Raw genomic sequence first — 24,630 nt, forward strand, 5'->3', positions numbered from 1 at the left:
CAGCTCTATGGCGACATTTGGCTTGATCTATGCCTTTCCCACAATCGGATTGAAAGTTGTGCGTCGTCTGTCGGATTGCATTGTCGGGAGTTCATGGCGGTCCTACGGTCATGAAATGAGCAAGCCGCGCCGTATCATTGGGTTCGACCCGTCCATTGTCGCTTGCGGTTGGGGCGTGATTGATGTGGAGGGCAGTAAGATGCGCCACGTTGCGCACGGGGTTATTCGTCCGCCGCGCAAAGAACCCTTGGTCAGCCGCTTGTCCTTTCTTTTCGTGGAAGCCCAAGCGGCGATTGAGGCCTTTCACCCGAGTGAGGCGGGCGTCGAAGAAGCCTTCATGAAGGATAATGCGATGAGCGCGCTAAAGCTGGGGCAGGCGCGGGCCGCCTGTATACTTGCGGCGACGCAGTCGGGATTAATCGTGGGAGAATATGCCGCGAAGCTCGTCAAGAAATCCGTCGTCGGGACGGGGGCCGCCGATAAGGCGCAGGTCGCGCATATGATGAACCTGCTGCTGCCCGGGGCGAATGTGAAGGCCGGCGACGCGGCAGATGCACTCGCGATCGCGATAACTCACGCCAATCATCCGCGCATCGGGTAGTGCTATTTACGCGCGGGTAGATAATGCGGGGCGGGCACAGGTGGCTCTGGATACCCCATCATGACGACGGGCGGCGGCGGGGTATAAACCTGCGGCTCTACATAAACGGGTGCTGGCGGTTCCGGTGCGACATAGACGTTAGGTTCGACCGCAACCGGAGCCGGGGGCGGGGCATACATGTAGGGCTGTGCGTAGCAGCAGGGGTTCTGAACAGGGGGTGGCGTGCACACGTACGGATGACACCCTGAATTCGTGTAGCGCGTGTTGTCAGGCGACGTTGAACAGGCCGACAGGGTCGACGCGCCGACAAGGCCAAGGATGACGACAGATATTGCTTTCACAGTCATTGTAGATGCCAAATTTGTGTTTCTAGCCTTCTCACTATCCCATGTGACTTAAAATTAGATAAAAATGCGCGCGGTGCAGGACATCGCAATCTTCGTATGAGCTTGCCCGCATCACCCAATCCATGTGCTAAAGGTTCGCTACGAATCGCACAGGACGTAGTGACATGATCGGTATGATATCCGGAACATGCCTGATGGTGGGCACGGGCGAAGCCATCGTCGATTGCGGCGGTGTTGGCTATCTGCTGCGCTGTGGCGTCCGAGCGCTGGGCGATATGCGCGAGGGATCGCCCGTCAGATTGCATGTCGAAACCCATGTGCGGGAACAATCGATTACCTTGTTCGGCTTTGCGACTGAAGAAGAACGCGCGTGGTTTGAACGGTTACAAGCTGTGCAGGGTGTGGGTCCCAAAGCGGCCTTGGCGATCCTTGATATTCTTAGCCCCGGAGACGTGATGAGCGCCGCCGCCCTAGAAGATAAAACAGCGTTTTCGCGCGCCTCAGGGGTCGGGCCAAAGCTTGCGACCCGCATTGCGACGGAACTCTCAGGCAAACCGCCACCGCTCGGACGCGGTTTTACGTCGGCTTTCACGGCGCCATCATCAGACGTTATTGATGGGGCGGCCCGTAATGAGGGCTTATCAGACATGCGTCTTCGCAATGATGCCATTAGCGCGCTGGCGAATTTGGGCATTCCGCAAAGCGATGCGCTCCGGGCTGTCGCGGCGGCCTATGCAAAGTTTGAGGATGATCCAGCTCTGGATGATCTGGTTAAAGCCGCTTTGAAGGCATTGGGGTCATAGATGGACGACCTTGCTGCGCGCCTCACTGACGCCGATACACAGCCGGGCGATGTGCGTGACCGGGCGCTGCGTCCGCTGAGTTTCACTGATTTTCGCGGTCAGCAAAAGGCCATCACGAACTTAAAAGTTTATGTTGAGGCGGCGCGACGACGGGGTGAACCGCTCGATCACTTGTTGCTGTCCGGCCCGCCGGGCCTCGGTAAGACCACGCTGAGCCAGATTGTGGCGCGTGAGCTCGGGGTCAATTTTCGTTCGACGTCAGGGCCAATCATTTCAAAGGCCGGTGATCTCGCGGCGCTTTTGACGAATCTCGAACCGAACGATGTCTTGTTCATCGACGAAATTCATCGGCTCAATCCGGTGGTGGAAGAAGTGCTCTATCCCGCGATGGAAGATTACGAGCTTGACCTGATCATTGGTGAAGGGCCTGCGGCACGGTCGATAAAGATTGATCTGTCGCCCTTCACATTGATCGGCGCGACAACCCGTGCGGGTCTGCTTGCGACACCGCTGCGCGACCGTTTTGGTATTCCGGTTCGTTTGGAATTCTATTCCAAGGAAGACCTGACAGAAATTGTGGTGCGGGCCGCGGGTAAACTTGGCTTGAATATGACTCCGGACGGCGCGGCAGAGATTGCCGGGCGCGCGCGCGGAACCCCGCGCGTTGCGGGTCGCTTGCTGCGCCGGGTTCGCGATTTGACAGAGCATGACGGCGTTACTGTCGTCGATGCCGTGGCAGCCAATGTGGCCTTGAACCGCTTGGGTGTTGACCATTTGGGTCTCGATTCTCAAGATATGCGCTATCTTCGGACGCTATGCGATATGTTTGGCGGAGGGCCAGTCGGTGTCGACACGATGGGGGCCGCACTCGCGGAGGCCCGTGACGCCCTTGAGGATGTGGTTGAGCCTTACCTGATTCAGCAGGGGTTCTTGATGCGCACCCCGCGTGGCCGCGTCGCAACACCCCGCGCCTATGAGCATATTGGCCTGCCCGCCCCGATGGTTGTATCGAATAGTGAATTTTTCGGCGATGATTCTCTTGATAGTGGCGGGGTTGGAGATGTCTGAAGACGAGACTGAGGTGCCGACCAGTTTTCTGCGCAAAACGATCGCGCCCGCTGTTGCGATGGTCATCCTTTATGCGTCAATCCGATCATTGCCTTCGTTACTCATGAGCCAAACCCCGCCGATTAACGGCGAACACCTGCTGGGCGTGTTCCTCCTCAGTCTGGTCGTGTTTTACCTGTTTGGTCTCTACAATGACCGCAAACGCAAGCGGAAAGGGCCGAACGAGTGAAACCTGAAGACGCTGCCATTCCCGACCGGGATCGTCCGCCCCTCGGCTATTTTGACGGCCGACAGCACCGTTTTCCCATCCGCGTATTCTATGAGGATACGGATTTTTCAGGCGTCGTTTATTACGCGAATTATCTTCGGTTTTTGGAACGCGCCCGGTCGTCCTTCTTTCGCCTTGCTGGGATTGGTCATGCTGAATTGCTTGAACGGGATCCAGCGCTCGCCTTCGTGATCCGAAAAATCAACCTCGATTATCGGAGTAGTGCGAAGATCGACGATGTCCTGACCGTGGTCACGACCTATGATGTTTTCAAAGGCGCACGATTGTTGGTGACGCAGTGGATAGAACGAAACGGCGAAATCATTTTGACCGCCGATAGCGAAGCCGCTTGTATCGATTTGGATGGGCGTCCAAGGCGGGCGCCAAAAGAGATGATCGAAAAGCTCAAACCTTTTCTTCTCACCACCCTGTAGGAGGCGCCCATGTTCGAAGGATTCGACTGGCAACCCATCCTCATCGCCGCGATTGCGGTCATGAGCTTAATTAACGGCTTATCCGTTTTTCAAAACTTTCGTTCTGACCGCGCCGTCGTTCGGATCGAACCCGTTTATGAAGATGATTGGATGTATTGGACGGAACTTGTCGATGAGAAAAGTTCCGAAACTGTCCGCCGCTATATTATCATCGGGCACTTAGCGCGGACGAACTTCGGGCGCAGACCGACATCAATCGCCAATACAAAATTGCGAATTCGTCTTCGGAATATGCGGACAGCAACTTCGGCCCTTTATGATATAGCACCGCCGGAGTTAGAAATTTCGAATGCAGACTCGCAACGTCTGCCTGTGATGAAAGCGGGGCCTGACCCATTCGATTTTCGCCCCATGCTCCAACCGGGCCAATCTGTTGCCGGTATCCATTGTTTCTTATTCGGAATGTATGGCTCTGATTTGTGGATGCCAAAGACTGAAAATGGGATGCTCGAAGGTGCTCTTGAACTAGAGAGTGGATTTGGCAATTTATTCAAATCCAAAGTCGGGTTTCGTCACGTTGAATTTTCGGCGCTGGAAACACTCTTCCCAGAGTTGGAAAGCTTCGTAATGAAAAACCTCGAAGCGGATGAGGCATGATCCGAGACACGCTGTTCCTGCTTCCGCCAGGGTTTGAGGCGCGCGGAGAACGTCAATATTGCCCCGAATGTGCTGAGGTCTGGGGGTTACTGGCTTATTACCCCGCAATCCGTGAGACGTTGGACGTAGTCTATCAACCTGTCGCTCATCCTCGACCGGACTTAGTGACACGATTGGGAACAGGGCAGTGGAACTGCCCGACGCTAATTTTAGGAGACACCAGCCCGGATGGGGCGGGGGTGCAGGCTTCAAACGGTGTCCGCTATATCGATAACGCGCGCGATTTAGGGCGCTACTGGGCGGCCCTTTATGGGACGGCAGTGCCGCGATAGCACTGCGGTTTTTAGGCTGCTCTAAGGGGCGGGCCTATATTTCAGAACCTATATTTGATGGATCGGGGCCGATGTGAATCGACCGTGCTCCAGTCGATTCCGTGATCAGCGCCAACGCGAAAGAGTGGTCTCGCAGTGTCAGAGTGGTGGCGCAAACAATGGTGGGCGATACTGGGATTGAACCAGTGACCCCTGCCGTGTGAAGGCAGTGCTCTCCCGCTGAGCTAATCGCCCGTAAGATCCATTGTCCTTACGAAGGCGCGGCTTTAGCGGGGCGGGGGCGTAAATCAAGCCTCGCCTGTAAAAGTCTTGCGACAGCGGCCTTGCTTTTTTGTAATGGTTTTCGATAAAGCGCGTCACAATCGTGTTACAATTGGAAAGACGACGTGAAAAACGCACCCTTCAAGCTATGGTAACCGTAGCTTGGTGACTAGAATAGATTGGTGTCAGTTTGGGGTTAACCCGTTTCACACTAGTTTTTCGTATAATCGCCGTGGCAGAGTTTTAGGCTGTCCTAGAGAGAATAATATGACCGAGCCGACGCCCATTGCTCGCAACATCCCCCTTAGGCATGGTGATTTCGCGACTCTTAGCGAAGCCTTGGACTATGCTGCGACTGGTGATACTGGATTTAACTACTTTGACGGGAAGGGGCGCTTGCGCACCAGCCTCCCCTATTCTGAGTTGCGAGAGCAAGCGATGGATGTCGCCAAGCGGCTCGTCGGTTTTGCGCCGAAAAACTCTCGTATTGGTTTGGCCGCCGTCTCAACCCCCGAATTCGCTATTCTGTTTTGCGCTTGCCAATATGCGGGCTTGGTCCCGGCGCCGCTGCCCTTACCCGTAACCTTGGGGGGGCGCTCATCTTATGAGCGTCAGCTTGAGCGGATGGCGGATACGGGTGACTTCTTTGCCCTCTTTGCGCCGGCCTCGATGGAACCGATCATGAGCTCGGCTCTGAACGACACCGCGACACCAGTCTATACGTTTGAAGCCGTCCGAGCGCTGCCCAAAGGCGATAGGCTCCGCCCCTTCGACGCGGATGACCTGTGCTATATTCAATATTCATCAGGATCGACATCGTCTCCCAAAGGGATTCTCGGGACCCAAGCGTCCGTGTCGGCCAATTGTCATGCGATCACGAAATATGGTCTGCAGGTCAATGAAACGGACAGGGCGACGTCTTGGCTGCCGCTCTACCATGATATGGGACTGATCGGTTGTATGCTTGCGCCGCTTGTTTCGCAAATGTCTGTCGACTTTATGGATCCAACTGACTTCACGCGCCGCCCGGTGACGTGGCTCCAGTTGATTTCAGATCACAAGGGCACGCTGTCCTATTCCCCCACATTTGGCTACGAGCTGTGTGTGCGCCGCTGGCGTGAAGACCGCGAGCTGGATCTATCGAGCTGGCGCGGCGCAGGGATCGGCGGCGATATGGTGCGTCCAGAGCCGCTGACTGATTTTGCAGAGCTATTTGCGCCGATGGGCTTTAAGGAAAGTGCGTTTACACCGTCCTACGGCATGGCCGAAACCACGTTGGCCGCGACTTTCGCGCCGCTGGGGCAGGGGTTGCTGAAACATACAATTGATATGCGCCGTTACGAGACCTCGTCCGATGCCGTGACGGCGACAGACCTGACGCCAAAAGCGGATCGTCGGACATTTGTCGCCTGCGGTGTCAAATTGCCAGATCATGACGTTGAAGTGCGCGACGAAGATAACGCCGTTTTGGGCGAAGACCATATCGGTCGGATTTGCTTAAAGGGACCGTCCCTATCGCCGGGCTATTTCCGCAACAGCCAAGCGACGGAAGCCGCATTTTCACGCGATGGTTGGCTCGATACAGGGGACTTGGGCTATTGGCACGGTGGCCAGTTGATCGTGACGGGGCGCTATAAAGACCTTATCCTCTATCATGGCCGCAATATTTGGCCCCAAGATATTGAATGGGCGGCACAAGCTGCGGCCCCGCATCGCTGTGGTCGGGCCTGCGCTTTCTCCGTCGGCGGAGCGGGCGATCAGAAAACGATCATGTTGCTGCTTGAGTGCCGGACGCGGGATCGGAAACTACTCGCCGAAATTGAAGCCGCGGTCTCTGCCGCGATTCGTCTCGAAGTGGGTGTGCCCGTACAACTCATGCTGGTTCCAAAATCGACCATGATTATTACCTCATCAGGTAAGCTGTCGCGCGCGCGCGTGAAGCAAAAATACCTCGATGGCGGCATCATCGATTTACAGACACCAACACAACTCCGCGCTGTTGAAACGGCGGGTTAGCCGTCACACTTGCACGTTAGGGGTGGTGAATGGGTGGCTAGACGCCCAGCTATCAGCTTGGTAACGGCGCGGCTTGAAACGTATGGCCACTGTTGAAAGGGCCCGCATGCCGACTGATGAGCAAATATTTGATAAAATATGCGAGCTGCTCAAGCCGTATAATGTCAAAAACAAGCCAATCCTACGGGCGTCAGGCATTATGTCCGACCTTGAAGTTGATTCCACAGCGGTTTTCGACCTGATTATGGAATTGGAAGATCACTACGATATTTCGATTCCGATGGAAGTCATTAGTGACGTCAAAACGGTCGGTGAATTGGTGAATGCTATTCAGGACTTATTGAACTCATGAGTGGACCCAAAAGCACTGCGGATGGCGAGAAAGTCGCCGCCTCCGGCCTATCGATTTTCAGCAAATATGACCCGCTTAAGCAACGTGTCGATGTCGTGAAAAAGCTCGGCGTCGATCCGTTTGATATGACGTTTGATGATATAATGAGCGCCACTCGCGGGCGCATTGGCAACCGCGAAATCATCCTGGCGGGCACAAATAATTATCTTGGACTCACCTTTGATCCGTCGACGCGTGCATCCGCTAAAGACGCGATTGATCGTCACGGGACTGGCACCACAGGCTCACGCATTGCCAATGGCACATATGTCGAACATGAACAGTTAGAGCGCGATTTAGCCGCGCATCTCGGCAAGCCGTCCTGCATCGTCTTCACGACAGGCTACGTCACAAATTTGGCCGCGATGGCCGGATTGGCGGGTCCGAATGATGTGATCTTTATCGACGCGGATGCGCATGCCTGTATCATTGACGGGACGCGCTTGGCGGGAACAACGACCGTCCGCTTTCGCCATAATAATCCCGCGGATTTGGACAAACGCCTCGCGCGGCAGAAAATCCCCGAAGGCGGCCATGCGTTGGTCGTGATTGAAGGGCTCTATTCCATGTTTGGCGACATTGCGCCGATCGATGAATTTGTTGCCGTCGCGCATAAGCACGGCGCCTATCTCTATGTGGATGAAGCCCATAGTTACGGTGTCTTTGGTGAGACAGGGGCTGGGATCGCTGAAGAGCAAGGTGTTCTGGATAAAATCGATTTCTACTCTGGCACATTTTCCAAAAGCCTCGCGTCGGTCGGCGGCTTTTGTGCGTCGCGCCATCCTGAATTTGAACTGCTGCGCAAGGTTATGCGCCCTTATATGTTCACCGCCTCTGCAGCTCCGTCCAACATCTGCGCGGCACAGGCGGCGCTAGATGCGATTAAAACGCGCCCTGAGTTGCGTCACAATATTATGGCCCGCGCCGCACAATTGCATGCGGGACTTAGCGATATGGGCTTCGAGCTTTGCGCGCCCGCCAGCCCTGTGATTGCGGTACGCCGTGATAATGAGGTGCAGGCCGCGATGGAATGGAATTGGCTGTTACAAGAAGGCGTTTACGTCAATTTGGCCGTGCCGCCCGGAACACCTGAAAGCTCAAGTCTACTGCGGATTTCCGTCTCAGCTGCGCACACGGAAGAGGACGTCAACGCGATCCTCAGCCGTTTTAAAGCGCTTAAAGACAATGGCGATGACATCATCGCGGAAATGATGCGCCGGATGCAAGCGTCTGCATAAAGGCTCCTGTCTAGGGGGCTACCCTAGCGAAACGCGCCGCGTCGCCAGAGTTTCCATCCTAGGACGGGCGACCAGAGAACGGGGTGTTTACGTTGCGCCTTTGTGACCTCGAGCGACACGCCAGAGTGTCGCTCTACTTTGCGCAGAACGTAATCAAGGCCGCCATCAAAAGTGGCGGCGCTGTTTAAAACGCGGATCGCGGCGATGGGTCTCCCGATCATACGGCGCATGAACCACCGAAATTTTGAGCCGTTTCCGGGGTAGGTTTCAACAGCATACTGTCCGTTATCGGACGCCCCGAAGAGCGTTTCGCTGACTGTGTCGTAACGGGCTTGGTAGCGGGCGACGATTTCCTGCGCGCGCCCGTCGTCACTTTCGGGACGCAGTTCCGTGCGGTAACTCTCATAAAAGGCGCGACCCCAGAATTCAGGCGCCGTTGCAGGCGCGTCAAACAGTGGCGCGGTCTCACGCGCAAGTTTTCGCACGGCCGCGACGCGGGCTTGTAAAATTCGGTCTTCAATCGCGGGGTTAGATGCATCCAACAACGCACAAGGCTGGCTGAACCGGCCCCACACTTGACTGAGAAAACTATCGGAACAGCGGCGTTCAAACTCGTCTAAAGTGATGATCGAATATTTGCAGGTCGATAAGACGCCGTCATTCTCTTGTTCAAGATAATAGACAGCGGGCGGGATGAGGCGGTTCGTTAGGGCTCTCCATCGCCCCGATAGTGTCGAGCCATGCGTCTTACGGTAGCTGTCGACGAGCACATAGAAGTCGAGCATTTTTCCCGCATCGTCCAGATCGCGCAAACTGGATCCGTAATAGACAAAACCGAGTACCCGTCCAGAGTGGCGCGTCCGAATGGCGTTCATCACCGCGTGAACGCGCGCAGGGGGATCAAGCTGTTCAGATCGGATCAAGTCCAGCAGCTGGTCCGATTTTGCGCCCGTATTTTTGCCGGTCATCGCCGGATCGTGACTGGTCGGCTGGCGGATATCCGGAACTTGTTTCCGGGCAGATTTAACGGTTCACCATCCAGCATCACAGGACCAGAATAGGCGAATTCCGCCGTGTCTGTATTCCAGCTATAAAAGCCATCGGGACGGCGATCTTTATCTTTGAAACCGACCCAAACCTCAGCCAGGTGGCGATAAAGCTTTGAGCACCCCCCTTCGACATAAGTCAGACGAAGATCGCCGTCTTCATCGCCCCAAAACGGGTCCAAACCGAGCGCGACAGAGGGAAGGGTTGTTGCAATCGTGCCCAGATGTGGCCCCGTATGCACGACCCCGTTAATCGTGAGTGTGCAATCGGTGGCGGGCATGACGCTATCTCGTTCCGCGGTTACGGCCTTGACGATCCCGCCGACAACGGCTGCCGAGCCGCCAATGCCGCGTGTGTGGAGTTCGTTTTTCGCAAAGTCCGTCACCATCGGCAGGGCCCCGGTGGAGAAGAGAAAACCGTATTGATCGGGAACGCCGTCGCACGACAGGCGGATCATGCGTGTTTGAAGCGCTTTTGGGTCGTTGTGGATGGTCTTTAATCCGGATCGGCCTACGCGTTTCATACCAATGATTTTGGCGATTTGGTTTGTCATGCCGCCGGACGCGATGGCGAAATCCGGGATAGTGTCGGTATCGCCGACTTGTCGCATGACTTCGCTCATGACGCATTGAACTGTGCCGTCTCCGCCTTCGATGACGATGAGGTCAGAGGTGCTGAGTGCAGCTTCAACTTGGCTGGGCAGAGCTTCGAATAAGGCGAGATCAAAGACGCGCGCGCCGTGCTCATCCGCATGCGTGGCAAGGCGAGAGCCTTTTTTGCCGACGCGCTCTGAATGCGGGTTGATGAATAAGGACGCGGTCATAGGGCGGCTATAGCGCCTCAGTGCGCGTGAGAAGAAATGCTGAAAGCAGCCCGAAGGCGAGCAATGGCATCGCGATGGCCGGACCGACAGAAAGGCCGCCCGATGCTGCAAATGTGGCCATAGCCCCGTCAATAATCAGAAACACGAAGCCAAGCGTAATGCCTAAAACAAGGGTTTTATCACCTGTGTCCTCCCGCCCTGTGCGCTGCATCATCGCGGCACAGGCCATGAGCAGAATAAGAGCGGCGAGGGGGCGAGTGAGACGGTGCGCGTGCCAGAAGGCGTAGGCGAAGGCCGGTTTGGCCCCGCTATTGCCGGGTTTCATGAAGTCCCGCATTTCCGAAAGCGATAAATCACGGGGCTCAGCTGCGAGGCGAGCAATGGATGTTGGGGTCTGCGAGGTCGTCCACGTTGCATTGCCGTTGATTCGCGTGGCTTCGCGCGGTTCGCCGTTTGAGCCTTTCACTTCGAGACGGCGAACGCCCTGCAGCGTCCATCCATCCCCAGCGTAAGTGCCTTTATCCGCCCAAATAATCGAGTCGACTTCTCCGAGTTCGTTTCGTTCAAAAATCTGAATTTCGCCGAGTGTTTCGTAGGAGACGCGTTCTGTCGCGCGAATGATGGCCCCATTGTCCTCGAGCCAAAGCGGGTTATCGCGGGTGATGTTCTTTATTTTATACTCACCAATTCCCCACGCCTGCAGAGCGCGCACGGCAGGGGCCATCGTATAATCAATAAAGGTAATCGACAGGATAGACGCGCCGAGCACGACAGGGGTCAGAAGGAGCACTTGCCGCGTCGCGCTAATCCCGAAGCCGAGCAGGGCGACGAGCTCATGCTGTCGGATCAATTTCACATAGGTCAGTAAGATCGCAACGACGAGAGTGAAAACAAAAATACGGTCAAAGATGACGGGCGCACGTAGCGCCATATATTTGAATGTACCTTTAAATCCTTCGCCGCTCGCGACAATGTCTGCGCCGTTGGCCAGACTATCGAGCAAACCGATAAGCACGAGGAATCCGAACACAACCATCAACCAGGTGAAGAGAAAGGCCTTGGAGAGATAGACTGCGAATTTAAGCACGCGGGACCTCTGTCTCGCCGCGTAAACGACGACGTGTTTTTTGGATAAAGGTTCGAACTTGCCCCTGCGCGTGACTGACCCACTGCGCGAACGATGTCAGCGGAGGTTGGCCCATTTTAAAGGCACTCTTCCAGAACACAAAGGCGGCAAAGATGGTGAGGAAGGTCATTAACCCCCATATTCCGACCCATGGCGGCAATTTCCCGGACGCGCCAAGCGATTGCGCAAATTCGAGCGCTTTCTCGAAGGAAACCACGAAAACCACGCCGACAAATATGCCCGCAGAAGACGGATTTCGCCCATAGTTCAGACCAAAGGGCACTGCGATGAAGGGGATTAGGAAGAGCAGCATCGTGCGCGCGATACGGCGGTGCAAGGTCGCGTTATTCGTATTGCGATCAATTTCTGTCCGTTGATCGCCGCGGCGGTTTTCAAACAGCTCGGTCGAAGTGAGTTCGCGCTCATCATTGCCGCGAATCCGAAATGGGGTCGGGTTTGATACACCCGCAATCGAAATTCCGTCAAAGCTGCCATTGTCTGATAGGCGCGAATTGTCCGTGACTTGATAGCCTTGACCGGCGCCGAGTTGCAGGACCGGCGCGCCGCTTTTCTCACGGATAATTAATTCGCCTTCATTGGCTGTTGTTAGGCGAAACCCGGTCTCGACCCCCTCGGTATCAAGGATCGCGTCATAGATAAAAATGGGCCCGATTCCGGCGTTAGGCTTGGCCGTGCCGCCAAAATAAGTTCGAGACCCAACGGTCGTGAACGTGCCTTCGCGCAAGGCGGCCGTAAAGGACGTCTGTTTGACGGAATTCTCAACCGTCCGATACCGATACCGCCCGAGCGGCTGTAACCAGCCCTCAATCAAGATCGACCCAACGGCCAAAATCGCCGCGACAACAAGAAACGGCTTTGTCATATGGGTCAAGGATACGCCCGCGCCCAAGGCCGCCGTTAATTCAGAGGAGCGCGAAAAGCGGTCAACGGTAATGATCGTGCCCAGCATCAAGGCCATCGGCACGGCAATGCCAAGATAATAAGGCAAGAGCGAAACAATCATATTGGACGCATCAGATGCAGGTTTTGTCGACGTCGTGACAACCTCAAAAATACGTAGCAGGCGTTCTAACAGGAGGACGCAACAGGCAAAAACGATCAACCCGCCAATCGCAGACATTGCTCTTTTGAAAAGATATGTGTTTAGACGACCCAAGAGATTCCTGCGATGCACACTTTCATAAGTCTCATTCCGTGCCATATTCGGACGGCACACGACATGAAATGGTTCATGCCGTGCTCATTTAACTGGGCCTATTGAAAAGCCATGATCAACGCAATTCCCCCGCACAGACTCGACCAAAAAATTATTCGCGTGGCTTCGGCCTTTGCGATTGGATGTTTCGGCATGGCTGCAACGTCCACTGCGCTGGCTAATGATGAAGCCGAACCTCGATCCGAAATCGGTGTGGAGCGCGGTCTCGAGCTTTATGACACAGATGCCGCGGACCGTTGTATCTTGGGCTACCATCAAGTCCGCTTGACGATCAATAATGTTTACGAAGAAGGCATTCTCAAACTAGAGCTTTTCGGCGAAAATGACTTTATGAAAAGCTCCGGCAAATTACGCCGCATTCGCGTGCCCGCAGAAGCCGGCCCGATGAAGGTTTGCATCCACGTGCCGGGCGCAGGCGAATATGCCATTGTCGGTTATCACGACATCGACGGCGACCGGAAGCTCGATAAGAAATGGAATTTTAGACCGAAAGAGCCGTTTGGCCTGTCTAACAATCCTGTGATTGAATCGCTACGCCTTCCAAAATGGGAAGAAACGCGCTTCACTGTCCCGCATGACGGCGTTGAAATTTCCATTAATTTGGTTGACCCGTAACAGGCTCTGCCGTCATGGCAGCCCCTTTATTGAGTAACCAAAGGGTCCCTTCGCATGGCGCGTGTCGCATTTGATATCAGCGGATCGGATCAAGCCGATAGCGATTTTCTCGCTCTACCCTACACCCTGTACGCGGGTGAGCCTGAGTGGCGTGCGCCGCTACGATTTGAGCGCAAAGCCCAACTCAGCGCTAAAAACCCAACACGCGCCGCAATAACAGCCCGTTTTTTTGTGGCGCGCCGCGCCGGGCAAGCGGTCGGGCGTATCGCCGCCTTTATCAATACAGCGCATGATCAGGTTCATGGAGGGGCTGTTGCTTTCTTTGGTTATTTTGATTGTGAAGACGACCCGGCGCTTTCCGACGGTCTCTTGAACGCGGCGAAAGACTGGGCGCGTTCGCAGGGCCGGACGCATTTGCGCGGTCCGGCGATGTGGAGTGTGAATGAGGAAGTCGGCCTGTTGGTTGACGGTTTTGAACATCCGCCCGCCGTCATGATGCCCTATGGCCATCCGCACCAAGTCGACGCGATCACGCGAAACGGATTTGAGAAATCGACAGACCTCTATGCCTATCTCGCGGATCTTACGGACGGCGCACCGTCAGGGCGATTGGTTAGCGCTTTGCGCGGCAAAGCCGAAACGGACTCCGGATTGACGTGGCGGTCTATGAATACGCGTGACTTCATGGGCGATGTCCGGATGGCGCGAGAAATATTCAATGACGCTTGGTCGGATAATTGGGGTTATGTCCCGTTCTCTGAAGAACAATTTAGCCATATGGCCAAAGAGATGAAGCCGATCATGTTTAAAACAGGGTTTCAAATTGGGTTTGTCGACGGTGAACCCGCTGCGTTTATTTGGATGATTCCGGATCTGAACGAGGTCGTGAAAGGGTTGAATGGCCGATTGCTACCCTTTGGCTGGGCGCAACTTCTTTGGCGTATCAAAGCAAAAAAAGTCACCAAAGGTCGCGTGCCGTTGATGGGACTCAAACGCAAGTTTCACAAAGGTCGTCGCGGCGTTGCCTTGACGACTCAGATTTGTTCAGACGCTTTCGACGCCGGACAAGCACAAGGTTTTACCCAATGCGAGTTGTCTTGGATATTGGAAGGCAATCGCAGCATGACGAGTATTTGCGAATTGGTGGGGGCCGAACCCTATAAAACATACCGTATGGTCGAGGCTGAACTGTGAGTCTTCGCGCGATAATTCTGGCCGGACAGCGTCCCGGCCCGGATGCCCTCTGCGATCATGCCGGTGTGGCGTTCAAAGCCGACATTCCGATCGGCGGTATTGCAATGGTTGAACGCGTCGCGACGGCGCTTCGTAACGCCGGAATTGATGCGCCGTTTGCGCTGTCGGGCTATCCAGAGCCAAAAACCGGGTTTGTGATCGTTGAGGGGGGATGCGGTCCCGCTGATAGCGCGCTAATGGCGGCCAGCGACGGGGCGTTTCCGGTCTTGCTCACGACGTGCGATCATGCCTTGCTGACATCGGATATGGTGGAAAATTTCGTCGCTCAGTCGCGGGCCTCGGGCGCGGATTTCACAGCCGGATTGGCTACTGAGGCGGTTATTCAGGCCGCTTACCCGACGACGAAACGGACCTATTTGCGGTTCGCCGATCATGCGGTGAGTGGCTGCAACCTGTTTTACCTCGCCAATGAAAATGCACTCGAAGCGATCCGTTTTTGGCGCGTCGCCCAAGACTTTCGCAAGGACCCGTTGAAATTGGCCCGCACGGTAGGCTTGGGCCTTGGTGTGAAATATGCGTCGGGCCGGCTGACACTGGGCGGCGCGTTTGAAGCGGTCTCGAAAAAGCTGGGCTTGTCTGCCGCGCCTGTTCTATTGCCCTTCGCGGAAGCCGCCATTGATGTCGACAAGCCATCTGATTTAACCCTTGTCGAAGCGATATTGGCGGCGCGCGACTGATGGATCTTACGATTCAATGCACGCGTACGGTTGGAAACCGAATCGCCTCGAATGCTGGGCTATTGTTTGGCGCGAAGGCGGTGGGGGCTGTTCTGGGCGTGATTACGCTGATCGTTACAGCGCAGGCCCTGGATAGTCAGGTCGAATTAGGGACCGTAATTTTCCTACATGCCTATATGATTTTCTTTGCCGAAATGATGACATTCCAACCGTGGCAATCCATCATTCGATTTGGGTCTGATGATGTCGAAGCCAATGATGGGGCGTCTTTTGCGCGACTCGTCAAATTTGGCGCCATTCTGGATGCCGTCGCCGTTAGTTTATCTTATGTCGCGGCGATTGCCATGTTTGGTGTTTTCGTTGCTTTTGTGAACGCTTACCCAGATTTTTGGGCAGGCGATGAACAGATCGACCCGTCCAAGCTTTTCTGGCTCGTTGTTAGTTATTGCTCGGTCGTTTTGTTCCAGCAAACGGGCATGAGCACGGGTGTCCTGCGCCTGTTCGATAAATTTACCGGATTGGCCGCCGCCTGGTTGGTTATGCCGACGGTCCGCCTGATCGGTGTCTTAATCGCGGCCCATCAAGGGTGGGGTATGATGGGATTTATCGCTGTTTGGTATTTTGGGGCGCTCGTTCGAAACTTTGTCGTAGTTGGCTTAGGGCTGACCGAACTGGCCCGGCGCGGGATCCTTAAGCCCGCCATCAAAGCAAAAATAGATTTCTGGCGCCCAAGGACTGGCCTTTGGTCATTTGCGACCAAAGCCTATGTGGATAGCTCTTTGGCGGCGGGCTTTTCTCACTTACCCGTTCTCTTGGTCATGGTTGTGTTTGGGCCCGTATTTGTCGCGGTTTACAAATTCGCGGAGGAAATCGCGAAGCTTCTCTCAGAGGGTGTGAAGCTGCTTGATCAAGTCATCTACCCGGAACTGGCGCGGATTGTTGCGGCCGGGAAGGGCGGACAAATTCTACGCTTAGTCAGTAAAGCCAGTGCCGTGGCTTTGGCTGCAGGCGTTGTTTTATCGGCCTTGGCCTATGTCTTTGCGCCGCCACTCGTCGACCATTTTCTGGGGGACGGATATGAGCTCGTCCCGAGTTTGGCTGTCTTGCTCGTTTTAGGGGCCGCTATTTTTGCGGCCGTTGCGCCGCTCTACCCGGTCTTTTATGCGGTCGGAAAACCCGAGCGCGCGATCTATGCTCGCGCGGCCGGGATCGTGGCTTATATTACAAGCTTTATTCTTCTGACCCGGTGGTTGGGCGAAATAGGCACAGGTTGGGCATGGATCGTCGGCTATTCGGTCGCGCTGATCGTTGTCATCGTTCTCGTCTTGAAAACCTTGTCTGCCTTTGAGGATGATCCGATCTCATGATTGCTGTTTTCGACTTGGATTACACGTTGACGCAGCGTGGGACATGGGGCCGTTTTGTATGGCGAAGTGTCCGGACACGACCTTGGTTTTGGGGGCCGTTACTGTTTGAGACGATCCGAGATCAAATTGAATATAAGGCCGGTCGTCGGCCTCGTGGTGCGGTCAAGCAGTCCATGATGCGGTGGAGCCTTATGCGGCGAACGCGACCCGACCTAGAAAAGATGGCTGGCGCTTTTGCTGATGCGGAAATCCGCTCAGGTCTGCGTCCCGGCGGACGCGCGGCGCTGGCTTATCATCGCGATCGTGGCGACCATATTTTGATCGCGTCAGCGGGTGTGGATTTGATCGTTGGTCCCATTGCCGAGCGCCTTAAAGTGGATGGGGTGGTTTGCACGCAAATGGCGTGGAAAGCGGACCGTCTTGAAGATCGGTTTGCGTCGGAAAATTGTTACGGAGACGCAAAGCGCGCGGCTGTCACCTCTTACCTGATCGCGAATAATCTTACCGGGCCCACCGTATTTTACACCGATAGTAGAGCGGATTTCGCGCTTCTACCGATCATGGACCAAACGATCGTTGTTGATCCAAAGGCCAAGACGCGGGCAGACGCGCAAAATTTGAGCCTGCCGATCCAACATTGGGCGAAAAGTGAGGGCGGGTTTGAGCCTGCCCCCCAGATGACGAAATCGTGACAGATCTGCAACCCTTTGTGACTATCAGTCGTTTCCATGCTGGGATTAAGGAGTGATAGAAATGCCAAATAAACTCCATAAATATGATGGTACGCGGCTGAAGGTTGCGTTTCTTTACAATCATGAGGTCCCGCATCAGGTAGCTCATACAGCGCCTGTGCTGCGTGAAATGTTGATCCGGCACGCCGATATCGATGTGAGCGTTCTGACTTCGACAGCGGAGCAAAAAGACATCGTCTTGTCCGGGCTGGGCCCCGCCCTCGCGGCTCGCACGAATTTCATCGATTTAGACACGACGAAATCTGATCGGGGTATACGCCGCGCCGCGAATTCCGTGGCCCCCGCGCGCCGCATTTCCGTGCTGCAGGAAAACCTAGAAACATTGGCGAAGTTCGATGTTTTTGTCGTTCCAGAGAGCACGTCTTTGATGATGAAGACGCAGTTTGGGTTGGATCATTTGAAATTTATTCTTACCCATCACGGCGCGGGGGATCGTGCGGTGACAGAAAAAGTCTCGATCCGTGATTTCGATTTTGTTCTGGTGCCGGGTGAAAAGCTCGAAAAACGGCATAAAGAACATGGTTTGATCCGGGACGGGGACTATGCCGTCACGGGGTATCCCAAATTTGATTTTGTCGCGCATGGCGGCGAACCCAAACTGTTCGATAATGACAATCCGGTTGTTTTATATAATCCGCATTTCGATCCGCACCTGTCGAGTTGGTACACGATGGGTGAGGCGGTTTTGGACGCGTTTGCCGCGAACCCTGATCTGAACTTAATCTTCGCGCCGCATATCATGATTTATCAGCGCAAGATTCATACGTCCGTTGAATTCAAACGTGTTCGGCGCCGCAAGCCGCTGCCAAAGCGGTTCTTGGATTTGCCCAATATTCACATTGATCTAGGCAGCCCGCGCAGCGTCGACATGACTTACACGCGCGCCGCCGATATTTATCTCGGTGATGTCTCGTCACAGATTTATGAGTTCTTGCATGAGCGTCGGCCGGTGATTTTCCTGAATAGTCACGATGCGGACTGGCAGGGTAATCCGCTCTATTTGAATTGGACAACCGGACCCGTGTTGACGGACGTGAGTGATCTGATCGAAACGGTTCATGGGGCAACAGATGCGCATGCTGATTACCTCCCGGCGCAGAACCTAGCCTTTGAAGATACCTTCGATTTGACGGACGGAAAGTCGTCCGTGAAAGCCGCGGACGCTGTGGCTGAATGGTTACGGCGTGACGTGCTGAGCGAGCCTGAATTGCTGGCCGCACAATAATTCTTGAAACAAATGTGATTTGTTGAAGTTCCTAGGGTGCTTATGCTGCACCTATGAAACTACTTGCCCCGCTAATGCATCGTTTCGTTTCGGTTGGAAGACTGACAATTATTGATCATACCGGCACCCGACATGATTTCGGTCCTGGTGGGGCGCCCTCCGCGACGGTCCGTGTGACAGACCCACGTCTCTACCGGAAACTGTTTCTCAACCCGGAACTCCATGCGGGCGAAGCCTATATGGACGGAACTCTGATCATTGAAGACGGCGGAATTCGCGGCTTGCTAGAGGTGTTCGCGCATAATCGCGATGGGCTTCGCAAAGGGCCAATCCGTAAAGGTATCAAGACGATTCAAAAGACATTTCGAAAGACTATGCAGCGGAATAAACGCAACGCCTCAATAAAAAATGTTGAGGCGCATTATGATCTTTCCAACGACCTTTACCGCCTCTTCCTTGATTCCGACCTGCAATATAGTTGCGCCTATTGGCCGACCGACATCAAGCCATTGGAAGAGATTACCTTAGAAGAGGCGCAGTTGGCGAAGAAACGCCATATTGCGGCGAAGCTCCGACTGGAACCCGGTCAGCGCGTGCTGGATATTGGGTGTGGCTGGGGCGGAATGGCGATCCATTTGGCTAAAAACCATGGCGTCAATGTTGTGGGTGTTACCCTCTCTCAAGATCAATTTGCTTTAGCGCGCCAACGCGTCGCAGCGGCGGGTCTGCAAGATAAGGTCGAGATCAGATTGCAGGATTACCGCGATTGTAAAGGGCCCTATGATCGGGTTGTCTCGGTTGGCATGTTCGAACATGTGGGGGTTGGGAATTTCGAAGAATATTTCACGAAAATACGCGACGTGTTGACGGAGGATGGTTGTGCCTTGGTGCATTCTATCGGTCGTAAAGGTGGGCCTGGGGCGACAGGAAAATGGATTCGAAAATATATCTTCCCTGGGGGGTATAGTCCAGCTCTGTCAGAGACGTTTGCTGCCATCGAAAAGGCGGGGCTTTGGGTCACGGATATGGAAATTCTTCGCCTGCATTATGCGTGGACCCTCGCGGAATGGGAGAGGCGCTTTCAGGCGAACCGAGACGCAGTCGTGACCATGAAAGATGAGCGTTTTGCCCGCATGTGGGAGTTCTATCTGGTCATTTCAGAATTTAGCTTCCTCTACGGGAAGCATATGAATTTCCAGATTCAATTGGCCAAATCTGTCGGTGCGGTACCGGTGACACGGAACTCCATGATGGACGGGCCGGATCTACTGGCATAAAGGCCTGCGCCATGACTGACCCAGCCTCAATCGACCCAGCGGAAAAGCCCGCAAACCTCAGCAATCCTCGCCGGGCCTTCATCAAGAAGACTGGTAAGAAGCTCGTGCGCAAGATTGCAGGCTTCCAGTCGGCGCAATCCAAAGTGCCTGATACGCCCAAGCTGGATAACGCGCATTTCCCGTGGCTGTCTGAATTTACGGATAATTGGGAAGCCATTCGCAAGGAGGCGCAAGCCGTACTCGCGTTTCGCGACGATATTCCCGCGTTCCACGAATTGTCGCCGGATCAGTACCGTCTTTCCACCGCGAAGAATTGGAAGACCTACATCCTCTATGGTTTCGGCCAACGCATGGAGACGAATACCCAGCTCACGCCCGTCACAGCGGATATTTTATCGCGCGTGCCGCATATTCAAACAGCGATGTTTTCCATCCTCGCGCCCGGCTATCATATCCCGGCGCATAAGGGTGTGACCAAGGGCATTTTGAGAAGTCACTTGGGCTTGATTATTCCGAAGGACCGCGAGCAATGCCGTATCCGTGTCGATGACACGATCACGGCCTGGAAAGAGGGCGAAATTTTTGTCTTCGATGACACGTATGAACATGAAGTCTGGAATGAGACTGACGAAGAGCGTGTGATCTTGTTGTTTGATTTCGATCGCCCGATGAAACTGCCCGGACGGGTGCTCAACAAGACCTTTCTTCAAATCATGAAGTTTACGGCCTTCTATCAGGACCCGAAGAAAAACTTGGCGTCGGCGGAAGAGAAAATGGAAGCGGCCATCCGCCAAGCCGACGCGAATATTGAAGCTATGAGCGATCCTGCTGACACATAAAAAAACCGGACGGCAGAACCGTCCGGCTTAAGTTTGATGGAATTGATTGCGTCTAGTTCAAGTCGACAATCGTATAGCCAAGATCAGCCAGCCGCGCTTTTTGGCTCGCGGCATCTCCGACAACGACAATCCGCATCGCATCGGGACGCATATGCGCATCCGACAGCACTTTCGCATCGGCGAGTGTCATCGACTGAACCCGTGCCATTTCTTGGGCCCGAATATCGGCGGGTAGGTCATTGCGGCTAATGTCTTGGATGAGCCCCAGCTTATCGCCGAGTGTTTCTGTCTTGAGGGCCTGACCGCGCATCAGCGATTCTTTCATTTCCGCCAGTTCCGATTCCGTCATGTTGCGGCCATGCTCAGCGACAATGTCGCGGATGAGCTCGAGGCTTTCCTTGGTCGCATTGGTGCGAACCGATGTTCGGACCAAGAAAGACCCGCTATCTTTGTCAGCGTTGGCGCCAGAGCCGATCCCGTAAGTGTAGCCTTTATTGACGCGCAATTCCGTCATCAGTTTCGACGTATAGATGCCGCCCAGTGGGAAGTTGAGCGCATCAAGACGCGCATAGTCCGGGTCAACCGATGTGAGCGCCGGGCGGGTCATACGAATGACTGACTGTTTGGCGTCCGGCACATCGTAGAAATAAATTGTCGTGTAATCTACGGGGGCCATGGCCGGGCGGGGCTTATCGGCGAGTTCGCCGTCAACGGGATCACCGATTGTGCCAAATACGCTCAACACATCGCTTTCCTGATAGTCGCCGACAATGTTCAAGGTCGCCGTGGAGAGGTCCATATAGTTGGTATGGAAGGCCTTAAGGTCCTCCAGCGTGATCGCGCGGACTTGATCTTCTGTGCCTGCGCCGGCGACGGATAGGGCGCTATCGCCCGGGTAAGTCAGGCGCGCTTCGGCTTGGGATGCTAAGAAGTTCGGGTTGGCTTGCTGCGCGACGGCGCTTTGGGCGTAGCTTTCGCGCAATGTCTCAAACTCAGTCGCGTCAAACGCGGGCGTATTGATCATATCGTTGACGAGTGCGACGGTGGCGTCGAGGTTTCGGGCCAAAGTTTTCCCGCGGACCGTCGTAAAGCGGTTGCTTGTGGAAACATTGATGGTTGAACCGAGATTGCCGAGCGCTTCTTGGAAGCTGGCCGTGTCGAGTGAGCCTGAGCCCTTCATCAATAAGTCACCCATCATCGTGGCGACACCGGGCTTCGCGGCGGTCGCGCGATTTTTACCCGCGTCAAAATCAATCGAAAACTCAATCAAAGGCACTTCAACGGATTGAATGCCTACAATCTCTAAGCCATTTCCGGCCTCAGCCGTCCAGATTGCTGGGACAGGCAATGTGTAGGGCGCGCCAAAGTCCGGCTCGACTGTGCGGTCAAACGCGGACGCCGTCGGTTCATAGATACGGGCGTCTGGATTATAAGGTACGTCCGCTTCTGCGCCTTGGACGACAACTTCTTCGACCACTGTGGCGGTCGCTGCGCCGTCTAAGCCGAGTTCAAGTTCGCCTTTTGGGACGAAAGAGGTTGAGATGAACGGCTTGTCTTTGATGTAGCGGTGGTAAACGTCCATGACGTCGGCGGCGGTGACAGCGCGCAGTGCGGCAATGTCATCATCAAGATAACCGGGATCGTTCCGGAATAGGTTATATTCAGCCAGCGCAATGGCTTTGCCGAGCGCGCTCTGGACTTCATCATAAACGGAGACTTCGGCGTCCGTCTTGATCCGCTCCAGCGCATCTTCGGGGATGCCGTTGGCTTCAAATCGGGCAAAAGACGCGGTGATCGCCGGGATCAAATCGTCAATATCTTCGCCAGCCTTAGGAGAAACGAACAAATAAACTTCGCCCGCGAGTTCTTTGAAATAGGTGAAGGTCCCGACACCGGTGGTGAGCTGTTCTTCATCAATCATCACTTCGTTGAACGGCGCGCGTTTGCCGTCCGATAGATAGGTCATGAGGACTTCGAGCGCGTAGGAATCCGTGTGATATTCTGCGACAGCGGGCCAGACCATGCTGAGCTGCGGCACTTTGGCGAAGCTGTCCTCATGCACGAACATCTTACTTTCTGTGAGCGTGACCGGTGCGATAACACGCTCGGGTTGGACGTCGCCCGCCGGAATTTCACCGAAATAGCGCTCTACGAGTGTGCGGGCTTCCGCCGGATCGAAGTCGCCAGTAATTGTCACGGTCACATTTTGTGGCGTGTACCATTTGGCGAAGAAGTCTTTCGTGTCCTGCAAGGTCGCATTGTCGAGATCCTCGAGCGATCCGATGACCGTGTGGTTGTAAGGATGGCCGACGGGGTAGAGCGCTTTGCCAATAATGTAGAAATTATGTCCGTAGGCTTCATTGTCGACGCGCTGGCGCTTTTCGTTTTTGACGACTTGTTTCTCGCGGTCGATCACATTTTGATTAACCGTGTTGATGAACCAACCAAGCTTATCGGCTTCAGCCCAAATCACTTTTTCAAGCGCGTCCGCGGGGACGGCTTGGAAATATTGCGTCATATCATTGGTGGTAAAGCCATTCGTCCCTTCACCGCCGATGCGGGTGTTCATGACGTCGAGGCCCCCATAGCCAAGGTTCTCAGAATCGAGGAACAGCAAGTGTTCGAACAAATGCGCAAACCCTGTCTTGCCGGCTTCTTCGCGGGCAGAGCCCACATGAGCGGCGAGATTGATGGCGACAATCGGATCGGATCTATCAACATGCAAGATGACGTCGAGACCATTATCGAGGGTGAACTTTTCGAATTCTAATTGCGGCAGAGACGATGACGCATCAGCGGCCTTTAGATTGGGCACGGAGGTCGTCTCACAAGCCGCCAGGGCGATAACGGAAGCAAAAAGGAGAGCGCGCTTTTTCATGATCAATCCATGTTGTTTATCGATAAACTTGCTCTGCTATAGTCCTGACCATTCTGAAATGCTAGTCAGAACCGATGGATGATTTGCACATTCGAAACGGACTATATGTTCCCGCGCAGGCGATGAGCGTCGATGCTGTCAAAGCGTCGGGGCCGGGCGGGCAATCGGTCAATAAAACCAATTCGGCGGCACAGCTCCGCGCCTATATCGATGCGTTTGGCTGGTCGGACGGGTTCGTCGCGCGGGTGCTCGCCCATTCAGACGGTCGGATCAGCCAAAGCCAGCGCGCCATTGTCATACAGTGCGATACACACCGCAGTTTCCACCGCAATCAGGATGAAGCCCGCGAGCGTTTAGCAAGATTACTTCTCAAAGCCCTTCATCGCGATAAACCTCGCCGCGTCACCCGCCCCTCCTACAGTTCAACAAAGCGCGCCGTGAAAGCGCAAAAGCGTCGCGCGGAAATTAAGTCGCTGCGCGGTTCCGTGAAAGATTGGAACGGGTAGCTTGGCCTGTTGGCAGGCGATAAGGAAGTCACGCTCGATATTTCTGGTAATGCGACGTCGGTGATAATGAGAACGCGAATTTAGGGGGCTATTTAAATACTGTTATTCGCGAGTTGGCATTCTCATTCCGCTGGCGGTAACACTTGCGGAGCATGGCGCGACTCGCTATGGGGCGCGCCGATCACCGCGGCTTTTCCTTATCTCAGGATGAGGTTTAAGGCCGCGATTTACGTTATAACGATGGAGGCGACCATGGCGGTCCCTAAGAGTAAGATCAGTAATTCGCGTCGCGGCATGCGCCGCTCGCACGATAAACTCGGCAAGCCGAGCTATGTCGAAGATAAAGACAGCGGCGAACTTCGCCGTCCGCACCACATCGACCTGAAATCCGGCATGTATCGCGGTCGTCAGGTTTTGGCGGCTAAAGAGTAAACCAAATACCGCTTAATCGCGTTGTTTTGGCATAGAGGCTTCGGTCTCTCAGACGATAAAGAATGAACACCCGGCGGTCTCGCCGGGTTTTCTTGTTTGGGGCGATGACAGATTGATAGACGTGATCCTGTTGACTCCCGCGTCTATCGGACTAATCGG

At 54.7% G+C, this 24,630-nt stretch carries 26 protein-coding genes and 1 tRNA gene; 20 read left to right on the forward strand and 7 right to left on the reverse strand.

The genetic code is table 11. From position 1 onward, the window contains the following. Nucleotides 1-115: 115 nt before the first annotated feature. Nucleotides 116-601 carry a crossover junction endodeoxyribonuclease RuvC gene (ruvC, locus tag IE105_RS00320; protein WP_189494954.1) on the forward strand — a complete coding sequence of 162 codons (486 nt, stop codon included), beginning with the start codon at nucleotides 116-118 and terminating at the stop codon, nucleotides 599-601. 2 nt (nucleotides 602-603) lie between these two features. Here ruvC and IE105_RS00325 read toward each other — a convergent pair whose 3' ends face one another. Next, nucleotides 604-948, reverse strand: coding sequence for a hypothetical protein (locus IE105_RS00325; protein WP_189494199.1), 345 nt, complete (start codon nucleotides 946-948; stop codon nucleotides 604-606). 164 nt (nucleotides 949-1,112) lie between these two features. Between IE105_RS00325 and ruvA the strand changes: the two genes are divergently transcribed. From ruvA to IE105_RS00355, 6 genes are read left to right on the forward strand one after another with little or no spacing between them, the layout of a single operon-like run. Further along, nucleotides 1,113-1,751, forward strand: a complete 639-nt coding sequence (gene ruvA, locus IE105_RS00330) for a Holliday junction branch migration protein RuvA (RefSeq protein ID WP_189494201.1) — start codon at nucleotides 1,113-1,115, stop codon at nucleotides 1,749-1,751. Further along, nucleotides 1,752-2,819 carry a Holliday junction branch migration DNA helicase RuvB gene (ruvB, locus tag IE105_RS00335; protein WP_189494204.1) on the forward strand — a complete coding sequence of 356 codons (1,068 nt, stop codon included), beginning with the start codon at nucleotides 1,752-1,754 and terminating at the stop codon, nucleotides 2,817-2,819. Continuing rightward, the gene (locus tag IE105_RS00340; protein WP_189494206.1) at nucleotides 2,812-3,048 is read left to right on the forward strand and encodes a hypothetical protein; all 237 of its coding nucleotides are present in this window, start codon (nucleotides 2,812-2,814) and stop codon (nucleotides 3,046-3,048) included. Before ruvB ends, IE105_RS00340 begins: the two co-directional genes overlap by 8 nt. Continuing rightward, nucleotides 3,045-3,521 (forward strand): YbgC/FadM family acyl-CoA thioesterase, encoded by a 477-nt coding sequence (locus IE105_RS00345; RefSeq protein ID WP_233353905.1) that lies wholly within the window; start codon nucleotides 3,045-3,047, stop codon nucleotides 3,519-3,521. The genes IE105_RS00340 and IE105_RS00345 overlap by 4 nt, the downstream gene beginning before the upstream one ends. 9 nt (nucleotides 3,522-3,530) lie before the next feature. Then, nucleotides 3,531-4,178, forward strand: a complete 648-nt coding sequence (locus tag IE105_RS00350; RefSeq protein WP_189494207.1) for a hypothetical protein — start codon at nucleotides 3,531-3,533, stop codon at nucleotides 4,176-4,178. Next, the gene (locus tag IE105_RS00355; protein ID WP_189494209.1) at nucleotides 4,175-4,510 is read left to right on the forward strand and encodes a DUF3088 family protein; all 336 of its coding nucleotides are present in this window, start codon (nucleotides 4,175-4,177) and stop codon (nucleotides 4,508-4,510) included. The genes IE105_RS00350 and IE105_RS00355 overlap by 4 nt, the downstream gene beginning before the upstream one ends. 159 nt (nucleotides 4,511-4,669) lie before the next feature. Here IE105_RS00355 and IE105_RS00360 read toward each other — a convergent pair. Next, nucleotides 4,670-4,744, reverse strand: a tRNA-Val gene (locus IE105_RS00360). 294 nt (nucleotides 4,745-5,038) lie between these two features. On the opposite strand from IE105_RS00360, the gene IE105_RS00365 reads away from it, so the two are divergent. The 3 genes from IE105_RS00365 to spt all read left to right on the forward strand — a co-directional run bounded on the left by IE105_RS00365 (nucleotide 5,039) and on the right by spt (nucleotide 8,416). Next, entirely contained in the window at nucleotides 5,039-6,787 is a 1,749-nt protein-coding gene (locus tag IE105_RS00365; protein WP_189494212.1) for a fatty acyl-AMP ligase, read from the forward strand. Nucleotides 6,788-6,893: 106 nt separating this feature from the next. After that, entirely contained in the window at nucleotides 6,894-7,139 is a 246-nt protein-coding gene (locus IE105_RS00370; RefSeq protein WP_189494214.1) for an acyl carrier protein, read from the forward strand. Continuing rightward, nucleotides 7,136-8,416 carry a serine palmitoyltransferase gene (gene spt / locus IE105_RS00375; RefSeq protein WP_189494216.1) on the forward strand — a complete coding sequence of 427 codons (1,281 nt, stop codon included), beginning with the start codon at nucleotides 7,136-7,138 and terminating at the stop codon, nucleotides 8,414-8,416. Before IE105_RS00370 ends, spt begins: the two co-directional genes overlap by 4 nt. A 23-nt stretch (nucleotides 8,417-8,439) precedes the next feature. On the opposite strand, the gene IE105_RS00380 is transcribed toward spt, so the two are convergent. From IE105_RS00380 to IE105_RS00395, 4 genes are read right to left on the reverse strand one after another with little or no spacing between them, the layout of a single operon-like run. Continuing rightward, on the reverse strand, nucleotides 8,440-9,384 hold the full coding sequence (locus IE105_RS00380; RefSeq protein WP_189494218.1) for a hypothetical protein: 945 nt from the start codon (nucleotides 9,382-9,384) through the stop codon (nucleotides 8,440-8,442). Beyond that, entirely contained in the window at nucleotides 9,381-10,286 is a 906-nt protein-coding gene (locus IE105_RS00385; RefSeq protein ID WP_189494219.1) for a diacylglycerol kinase family protein, read from the reverse strand. The genes IE105_RS00380 and IE105_RS00385 overlap by 4 nt, the downstream gene beginning before the upstream one ends. Nucleotides 10,287-10,293: 7 nt before the next feature. Further along, the gene (locus IE105_RS00390; protein ID WP_189494220.1) at nucleotides 10,294-11,373 is read right to left on the reverse strand and encodes an LptF/LptG family permease; all 1,080 of its coding nucleotides are present in this window, start codon (nucleotides 11,371-11,373) and stop codon (nucleotides 10,294-10,296) included. Further along, on the reverse strand, nucleotides 11,366-12,634 hold the full coding sequence (locus tag IE105_RS00395; protein ID WP_267904640.1) for an LptF/LptG family permease: 1,269 nt from the start codon (nucleotides 12,632-12,634) through the stop codon (nucleotides 11,366-11,368). The genes IE105_RS00390 and IE105_RS00395 overlap by 8 nt, the downstream gene beginning before the upstream one ends. Nucleotides 12,635-12,781: 147 nt before the next feature. Between IE105_RS00395 and IE105_RS00400 the strand changes: the two genes are divergently transcribed. From IE105_RS00400 to IE105_RS00435, 8 genes are all read left to right on the forward strand, one after another. Beyond that, nucleotides 12,782-13,264 (forward strand): DUF2141 domain-containing protein, encoded by a 483-nt coding sequence (locus tag IE105_RS00400; RefSeq protein ID WP_189494222.1) that lies wholly within the window; start codon nucleotides 12,782-12,784, stop codon nucleotides 13,262-13,264. A 54-nt stretch (nucleotides 13,265-13,318) separates the two neighbouring features. Beyond that, nucleotides 13,319-14,458, forward strand: coding sequence for a hypothetical protein (locus IE105_RS00405; RefSeq protein WP_189494223.1), 1,140 nt, complete (start codon nucleotides 13,319-13,321; stop codon nucleotides 14,456-14,458). Next, nucleotides 14,455-15,195, forward strand: a complete 741-nt coding sequence (locus tag IE105_RS00410; protein WP_189494224.1) for a nucleotidyltransferase family protein — start codon at nucleotides 14,455-14,457, stop codon at nucleotides 15,193-15,195. Before IE105_RS00405 ends, IE105_RS00410 begins: the two co-directional genes overlap by 4 nt. Beyond that, nucleotides 15,195-16,562 (forward strand): lipopolysaccharide biosynthesis protein, encoded by a 1,368-nt coding sequence (locus tag IE105_RS00415; protein ID WP_189494225.1) that lies wholly within the window; start codon nucleotides 15,195-15,197, stop codon nucleotides 16,560-16,562. Before IE105_RS00410 ends, IE105_RS00415 begins: the two co-directional genes overlap by 1 nt. Next, complete coding sequence (locus IE105_RS00420; protein ID WP_189494227.1) at nucleotides 16,559-17,254, forward strand: HAD family hydrolase; 696 nt, start codon at nucleotides 16,559-16,561, stop codon at nucleotides 17,252-17,254. The genes IE105_RS00415 and IE105_RS00420 overlap by 4 nt, the downstream gene beginning before the upstream one ends. A 61-nt stretch (nucleotides 17,255-17,315) precedes the next feature. After that, nucleotides 17,316-18,539 (forward strand): CDP-glycerol glycerophosphotransferase family protein, encoded by a 1,224-nt coding sequence (locus tag IE105_RS00425; RefSeq protein ID WP_189494229.1) that lies wholly within the window; start codon nucleotides 17,316-17,318, stop codon nucleotides 18,537-18,539. 53 nt (nucleotides 18,540-18,592) lie between these two features. After that, the gene (locus tag IE105_RS00430) at nucleotides 18,593-19,816 is read left to right on the forward strand and encodes an SAM-dependent methyltransferase (protein ID WP_189494231.1); all 1,224 of its coding nucleotides are present in this window, start codon (nucleotides 18,593-18,595) and stop codon (nucleotides 19,814-19,816) included. Nucleotides 19,817-19,827: 11 nt separating this feature from the next. Continuing rightward, nucleotides 19,828-20,655: an aspartyl/asparaginyl beta-hydroxylase domain-containing protein gene (locus tag IE105_RS00435; protein WP_189494233.1), complete on the forward strand. Its 828-nt coding sequence runs from the start codon at nucleotides 19,828-19,830 to the stop codon at nucleotides 20,653-20,655. Nucleotides 20,656-20,707: 52 nt separating this feature from the next. Here the strand turns inward: IE105_RS00435 and IE105_RS00440 are convergent, their stop codons facing one another. Beyond that, complete coding sequence (locus IE105_RS00440) at nucleotides 20,708-23,533, reverse strand: M16 family metallopeptidase (RefSeq protein WP_189494235.1); 2,826 nt, start codon at nucleotides 23,531-23,533, stop codon at nucleotides 20,708-20,710. Between the two features lie 74 nt (nucleotides 23,534-23,607). On the opposite strand from IE105_RS00440, the gene arfB reads away from it, so the two are divergent. Both arfB and rpmF read left to right on the forward strand, forming a co-directional pair. Continuing rightward, nucleotides 23,608-24,039 carry an alternative ribosome rescue aminoacyl-tRNA hydrolase ArfB gene (gene arfB / locus IE105_RS00445; RefSeq protein ID WP_189494237.1) on the forward strand — a complete coding sequence of 144 codons (432 nt, stop codon included), beginning with the start codon at nucleotides 23,608-23,610 and terminating at the stop codon, nucleotides 24,037-24,039. Nucleotides 24,040-24,291: 252 nt separating this feature from the next. Next, nucleotides 24,292-24,471: a 50S ribosomal protein L32 gene (rpmF, locus tag IE105_RS00450; RefSeq protein WP_189494239.1), complete on the forward strand. Its 180-nt coding sequence runs from the start codon at nucleotides 24,292-24,294 to the stop codon at nucleotides 24,469-24,471. Nucleotides 24,472-24,630: the final 159 nt, after the last annotated feature.

This window comes from Algimonas arctica, assembly GCF_014652695.1.
GTDB lineage: Bacteria > Pseudomonadota > Alphaproteobacteria > Caulobacterales > Maricaulaceae > Litorimonas > Litorimonas arctica.

Excerpts from the sequence above, each read along its gene's own strand:
- IE105_RS00405 (WP_189494223.1), top strand. The coding sequence starts at position 13,319 with ATGGCGCGTGTCGCATTTGATATCAGCGGATCGGATCAAGCCGATAGC.
- IE105_RS00425 (WP_189494229.1), top strand. The coding sequence starts at position 17,316 with ATGCCAAATAAACTCCATAAATATGATGGTACGCGGCTGAAGGTTGCG.
- IE105_RS00430 (WP_189494231.1), top strand. The coding sequence starts at position 18,593 with ATGAAACTACTTGCCCCGCTAATGCATCGTTTCGTTTCGGTTGGAAGA.
- IE105_RS00385 (WP_189494219.1), bottom strand. The coding sequence starts at position 10,286 with ATGACCGCGTCCTTATTCATCAACCCGCATTCAGAGCGCGTCGGCAAA.
- ruvC (WP_189494954.1), top strand. The coding sequence starts at position 116 with ATGAGCAAGCCGCGCCGTATCATTGGGTTCGACCCGTCCATTGTCGCT.
- ruvB (WP_189494204.1), top strand. The coding sequence starts at position 1,752 with ATGGACGACCTTGCTGCGCGCCTCACTGACGCCGATACACAGCCGGGC.
- IE105_RS00350 (WP_189494207.1), top strand. The coding sequence starts at position 3,531 with ATGTTCGAAGGATTCGACTGGCAACCCATCCTCATCGCCGCGATTGCG.
- arfB (WP_189494237.1), top strand. The coding sequence starts at position 23,608 with ATGGATGATTTGCACATTCGAAACGGACTATATGTTCCCGCGCAGGCG.
- IE105_RS00400 (WP_189494222.1), top strand. The coding sequence starts at position 12,782 with ATGGCTGCAACGTCCACTGCGCTGGCTAATGATGAAGCCGAACCTCGA.
- IE105_RS00440 (WP_189494235.1), bottom strand. The coding sequence starts at position 23,533 with ATGAAAAAGCGCGCTCTCCTTTTTGCTTCCGTTATCGCCCTGGCGGCT.
- IE105_RS00370 (WP_189494214.1), top strand. The coding sequence starts at position 6,894 with ATGCCGACTGATGAGCAAATATTTGATAAAATATGCGAGCTGCTCAAG.
- IE105_RS00395 (WP_267904640.1), bottom strand. The coding sequence starts at position 12,634 with ATGGCACGGAATGAGACTTATGAAAGTGTGCATCGCAGGAATCTCTTG.
- IE105_RS00325 (WP_189494199.1), bottom strand. The coding sequence starts at position 948 with ATGACTGTGAAAGCAATATCTGTCGTCATCCTTGGCCTTGTCGGCGCG.
- IE105_RS00420 (WP_189494227.1), top strand. The coding sequence starts at position 16,559 with ATGATTGCTGTTTTCGACTTGGATTACACGTTGACGCAGCGTGGGACA.
- IE105_RS00355 (WP_189494209.1), top strand. The coding sequence starts at position 4,175 with ATGATCCGAGACACGCTGTTCCTGCTTCCGCCAGGGTTTGAGGCGCGC.
- rpmF (WP_189494239.1), top strand. The coding sequence starts at position 24,292 with ATGGCGGTCCCTAAGAGTAAGATCAGTAATTCGCGTCGCGGCATGCGC.
- IE105_RS00380 (WP_189494218.1), bottom strand. The coding sequence starts at position 9,384 with ATGACCGGCAAAAATACGGGCGCAAAATCGGACCAGCTGCTGGACTTG.
- ruvA (WP_189494201.1), top strand. The coding sequence starts at position 1,113 with ATGATCGGTATGATATCCGGAACATGCCTGATGGTGGGCACGGGCGAA.
- spt (WP_189494216.1), top strand. The coding sequence starts at position 7,136 with ATGAGTGGACCCAAAAGCACTGCGGATGGCGAGAAAGTCGCCGCCTCC.
- IE105_RS00415 (WP_189494225.1), top strand. The coding sequence starts at position 15,195 with ATGGATCTTACGATTCAATGCACGCGTACGGTTGGAAACCGAATCGCC.
- IE105_RS00365 (WP_189494212.1), top strand. The coding sequence starts at position 5,039 with ATGACCGAGCCGACGCCCATTGCTCGCAACATCCCCCTTAGGCATGGT.
- IE105_RS00340 (WP_189494206.1), top strand. The coding sequence starts at position 2,812 with ATGTCTGAAGACGAGACTGAGGTGCCGACCAGTTTTCTGCGCAAAACG.
- IE105_RS00435 (WP_189494233.1), top strand. The coding sequence starts at position 19,828 with ATGACTGACCCAGCCTCAATCGACCCAGCGGAAAAGCCCGCAAACCTC.